The following is a 4670-nucleotide window of genomic DNA, read 5'->3' on the forward strand; positions in this document are numbered from 1 at the left end:
GATATAAATAAGAACGTAAATAAGGATATAAATAGGTATACAAATACATACTTATATACACATATACATACACACATATACAAACATGTTAATGTTCAAATGTATATGTTATAATGAGCATGGAGGTGTTAAGATGGAAATCATCACATTCGCAGCTATTAAAGGCGGTGTCGGCAAAACTACACTATCTTACAATTTTGCTGAATATCTGGCTGATTCAGGCGCTAAGGTTTTAATGATTGATCTCGATCATCAATGTAATTTATCTCAGATTTTAGGGATCTATGATCAAAAAAATACAGTTTTATCCATATTTGAAAAAGTTGAGTCTCTGCATATTAATGAAAAAGTTAAAATTCATCACATCAGTGACAACATCGATCTCATTAGCGGTTTTTTACGATTGGATGAATATGAAAAACATATGAGCACGACAGATGGTAAAGATATGCAGTTATATATGTGGTTAGATGATTATTATGAAGCATATTATCTTGATCAATACGATTATATTATTATCGATACGCATCCAGATTTCAGTACATCCACACGTAATGCCATTGTCGTCAGTCATAAAGTCATTTCTCCAAATAAGCCGAGCGGCTTTAGTGATGATTCGAATGCTAATATTGAATATCGTATTAATAAATTGAAAAAAGAGCTCATAGATTTTAAAACGAGAGAAAGTTATGTCACAGCTGAATTATTTTATGTTGGAAATATGGTCAAACATAATACAAAATCATCTATTGCTTTTAAAGAAGCAATTCAAAATAACTCAAACTACATCACATATTTTCCAGACAAAGAATTAATTACACGCAGTGTCTTAGAGAAAAAGCCGATTGTTGAGATGAAAAAAGATTCCAAATTATATGCGAAGGAAAAAACATTTTTTGATCAATTCAGTGAGAAATGTAAAGCAATCAAAGATGCATAGCTGATGTAACATACCAATAATTTTATATGCTTTAAAGAAAATAATAATATATCAATTAATAACTAAGGAGGGCCTGAGCTATGGCATTTAACAAAAAATATACACAAGATGATCAAAATATTGAGAAAGCATTAGAAGAAGCAGCATCACCGGATGTTTCATATAAAAAAATAGAAATTAAAAAGGGCAAAGTCAAAGAAAACAAAGCAAGATACCAATTTATGTTACAACCATCAGTCAGAAAAAAGCTGGATGAATTAGTCAAAGAAAATAATTATTCATCTTCATCAGAATTTTTAAATGAACTGATTAAGCAATTGTAATCAGGCATCGATGAAGCTAAGGACACTACTGATAAAATCTATTCTTCAACAAGAATAGATTTTCATTTATCAAAAACCACAAGTATACACATAAATATATAGATAAGTACAAATATATACGTATTCATGTGTATGTTTATACACACTAATACAATCAATTAAAGTTCTAAAAAAAGAACTATAAAAAATAAGGTTTTTTATTTTAAAATAGTTCATATTAAAGAACTCAGTGAGTAATAGATGATTTAAGTTCAATGTTTTTCTATATAAAGTACTTTAATACAATGAGTTTTTACTATTTAATTATATAATCATTAAAGTTATTATGATACGTCGGAAAACTTTAAAATTATACCTAATGACCTTTATAGGGCGAATCTGGTTAAGTGTTTGAATTGAATCAATACACCGAAATGAAACGTATTAAATCCGTCATTTAAAATAACGAATATAAAACATATTAATCAAAGAGGTGAAGTGTCTATGGCAAATACAAGAACACAAAAGCCAATAACGATGGCTAAAACGAAAAGTGAAAATATTGCATCATGGTTTATTAATGAAGCGCATTGGAAGTTATTGAGTGAGCAGTTAGAACTAGGTAAGACAGCAGTTTTTAAATATAAGAAGAATGTAAAAGAGCTCAGTGAAAGTAAAAGTGCCTTTGATGCTTTAGCGGAAATCTTTACAGTTAAACAATTAAACACTGTCATTGCAATGTTTAACGACTATATAGAGCACCCAGAAAAATATGAAAAAACGAAGAAAAAAGCTGAAGTAGATCTCGAGCAGCAAGAAGAAATTGTACAAAAACACATTAATAGTATGAATACGGATTATTTAAAGTACAAAAATGAGTCGAAACGTACCAAAACTTCCGACAATAAGGGGCAATCTTAGGAGGTTGGATGTATGAGCAAAGTATGGCGGTATACCATCAACCTTGCACCGATGGCAACGCCAAGGCCGCGTCATCGCTTTTTAGGAGATGGCAGAAAGATTACGTATTATGATCAAGCGTATATAGACTATATAGATGCTGTACAGGCACAATTGGAAGCTGATCAGGCATTGAATGAAGATTTTTTCGATATTATACACACGCCTTTAGGTGTTAAAGCGGAAATTATGTTTTATGTTCAAGCGCCTAGGAGTCAAAAGAGACTTAAACAGATTACACGTACAACAGCACCTGATATAGATAATTTACTTAAAGCAGCGCTCGACAGTATTTTCAAAGGCTTAGATGTCAAGGATAGTCGAGTAGTAATGGTAACGATGGCAAAATTTCAAGAGATGGATTATCCGAGAACAGAAATTGTCTTAAGGGGAATCGAATGATGGCAGTCACAAACCTAGATAAGTTTATAAAAATAGAAGAGATGATGTACCAAGCAGAAGGAGAGATGGCACGCTATTTGCAACAATTAGAAACACGTTATCATTATATGAATGTGCTGAGACAGGAATATAGTCATCTATCACATGGATTAATACAAATTGAGCAATTTTTACAGAGAGAAATCGAAGAATTTGAAGATGAAATACCTGATTTGGAAGCTGACGAAGATGTAAAGATTGTTAAAGAGAGTGCGCTGAAGAAGATAGAGAATCATATAGAGACGTTAGAAGAAGATAATATTTATTATGAATATGATGAAGATATAAAGCAGTTGATAGAGGTTAGAGACAGCTTAGAATCAGAACTTGATATTGATGTCTTATATCAAGTATGGCTTGTTTTAAAGCAGAAAAATATAAGTATCGAAGAGATTGATGTTTTATTGGAACTAATTAAGAGCTATGAGGATTATACTTATGTTGATATTATAGCTTACTTGATAGGACGTGTATCGCGTATCAGAAGTGAATATGTATCGAGTTTCGTTATTTTCAGAGAAGCATGTACAGCTGGAGATGAAATAGCACAAGAAATTGAGCAGATTATTGGTGAATTGGAAGATACGGGCTATTGCCGAGAAGCTCAGCTGCTATCAGAGATCAAACCAGATATTACAGAAGAGAGAGGGAAACGTCCGGACCCTGAACCGCTTCTGATGTTGCTCAGCCCTATTAAAAGTTCTGGTCTATCATACTATCAGAGTCATAACCGTAAATCAGATTCATATGCATTAAATATGGCTTTTGCTAAAGAGATTGCATACACTAGAAGAGCTTTATTGGAAGATCGAGAGTATATTGGTACAAAAAATGCCTTTAATAGATTAAATATGGCTTTTAAAGAGTTATCAGCGTATATGTATGCAAGGTTCCATCAATTAGGCGGAACCCCTAATAATTATCATGGGCATGAAGATAGAAAGAAAAGAAAGAAAAGAAAGGCACCTTAATCAAGTTAAGGTGCCTTTAAGTCGTTGTAATCGTGTGACTTAAGAAAAAATAGAGGTAAAATTAAACCAGCATGACTCACTGTTGGATTATTTATCAATCAATAGGCGAGTACATATTGGTTGTTTTTTCATATAAGCTAGCAGAGGTTGAGGCTAACTTGTATGATTGCTTCTACAGAAGTTTCAATAACCTCTGTAGAAGCATTGAAAACAGAATAAGGTTATATCCCAAAAAAGGATGGCCTACCATTATTATAGTATGTAAAAATGATAAGGACAATTCTCAAAAATTCGATGTTTTAGAATTTAATAAAATGGGATTGTGTACAAGAAATCTAAATGATAAGGAGAAAAATAAATCTACTTATTGATATAAGAAAAAGGGACATCTATAAAATTAAGATGTCCCAATACTACTGTCATGATTTACCATGACAAAGCTGGAGTATAGGTGTTATTAAAATGCATGTATCAAACTGCTTTCACAGTGATTGTAACAGTGATGATAGTTAGAATCACTGTTAGGCGAGAGTCAAAACGTAGGTCATGTCTCAAAAGGAATGACCTACTCTTATCCTAGCACGTAAAAGCACTGAGGACAATTTTAACAAGGAAACGTATGTTTACTTTAGTGATAGTTTAGCTAAAAAGGTAAAATATGAGGTTATGCAAGATGTTAGACACGTTATAACAGTCATCAAAATTTATGCATACGCAGTAGAATAAGTGATCAACACTTAGAAAACAATATTTTAGAGAGTAGATAACTCAGCGTAAGATGTTATCGAATAATTTTATAGCTAGTCATAAAGAGGGACGTCATCTACAAAGGTGGCGTTCTTTTTTTGATTAGGGTATAAGTTCGCGAAAACGAACTGAAATACAAGTATATTTTAATTGAATATAACATTCAAATATAACATTTTAAAAGAAATAAGTAAAATAAAAACGTTCAAAAGAATAGGTAATAACAAACTGAAGAATAGAGAATAAAGCTAAATAAAAACAAAGAATATTATAGAAAAATCATAATAGGCAGCATTAAAATAAGTTCAC

At 31.7% G+C, this 4670-nt stretch carries 5 protein-coding genes; all 5 read left to right on the forward strand.

What is annotated here, in order from left to right:
- The first annotated feature begins 133 nt into the window (after positions 1-133).
- The 5 genes from HMPREF3031_RS11560 to HMPREF3031_RS11580 all read left to right on the forward strand — a co-directional run bounded on the left by HMPREF3031_RS11560 (position 134) and on the right by HMPREF3031_RS11580 (position 3614).
- Entirely contained in the window at positions 134-940 is an 807-nt protein-coding gene (locus HMPREF3031_RS11560) for a ParA family protein (RefSeq protein WP_070724960.1), read from the forward strand.
- Positions 941-1020: 80 nt separating this feature from the next.
- The gene (locus HMPREF3031_RS11565; protein ID WP_060804017.1) at positions 1021-1263 is read left to right on the forward strand and encodes a ribbon-helix-helix domain-containing protein; all 243 of its coding nucleotides are present in this window, start codon (positions 1021-1023) and stop codon (positions 1261-1263) included.
- Between the two features lie 483 nt (positions 1264-1746).
- A complete protein-coding gene (locus HMPREF3031_RS11570; RefSeq protein ID WP_070625294.1) occupies positions 1747-2163 on the forward strand; it encodes a hypothetical protein in 417 nt (138 codons plus the stop codon).
- A gap of 12 nt (positions 2164-2175) precedes the next feature.
- Positions 2176-2604 carry a RusA family crossover junction endodeoxyribonuclease gene (locus HMPREF3031_RS11575; protein ID WP_060804019.1) on the forward strand — a complete coding sequence of 143 codons (429 nt, stop codon included), beginning with the start codon at positions 2176-2178 and terminating at the stop codon, positions 2602-2604.
- Complete coding sequence (locus HMPREF3031_RS11580; RefSeq protein WP_070724962.1) at positions 2604-3614, forward strand: hypothetical protein; 1011 nt, start codon at positions 2604-2606, stop codon at positions 3612-3614. Before HMPREF3031_RS11575 ends, HMPREF3031_RS11580 begins: the two co-directional genes overlap by 1 nt.
- The last annotated feature ends 1056 nt before the right edge of the window (positions 3615-4670 follow it).

Source organism: Staphylococcus sp. HMSC072B07, from assembly GCF_001815505.1.
In the GTDB taxonomy this organism is placed as follows: Bacteria; Bacillota; Bacilli; order Staphylococcales; family Staphylococcaceae; genus Staphylococcus; species Staphylococcus simulans.

Coding starts and splice junctions, on each gene's coding strand:
- HMPREF3031_RS11560 (WP_070724960.1), top strand. CDS start 134: ATGGAAATCATCACATTCGCAGCTATTAAAGGCGGTGTCGGCAAAACT.
- HMPREF3031_RS11565 (WP_060804017.1), top strand. CDS start 1,021: ATGGCATTTAACAAAAAATATACACAAGATGATCAAAATATTGAGAAA.
- HMPREF3031_RS11570 (WP_070625294.1), top strand. CDS start 1,747: ATGGCAAATACAAGAACACAAAAGCCAATAACGATGGCTAAAACGAAA.
- HMPREF3031_RS11575 (WP_060804019.1), top strand. CDS start 2,176: ATGAGCAAAGTATGGCGGTATACCATCAACCTTGCACCGATGGCAACG.
- HMPREF3031_RS11580 (WP_070724962.1), top strand. CDS start 2,604: ATGGCAGTCACAAACCTAGATAAGTTTATAAAAATAGAAGAGATGATG.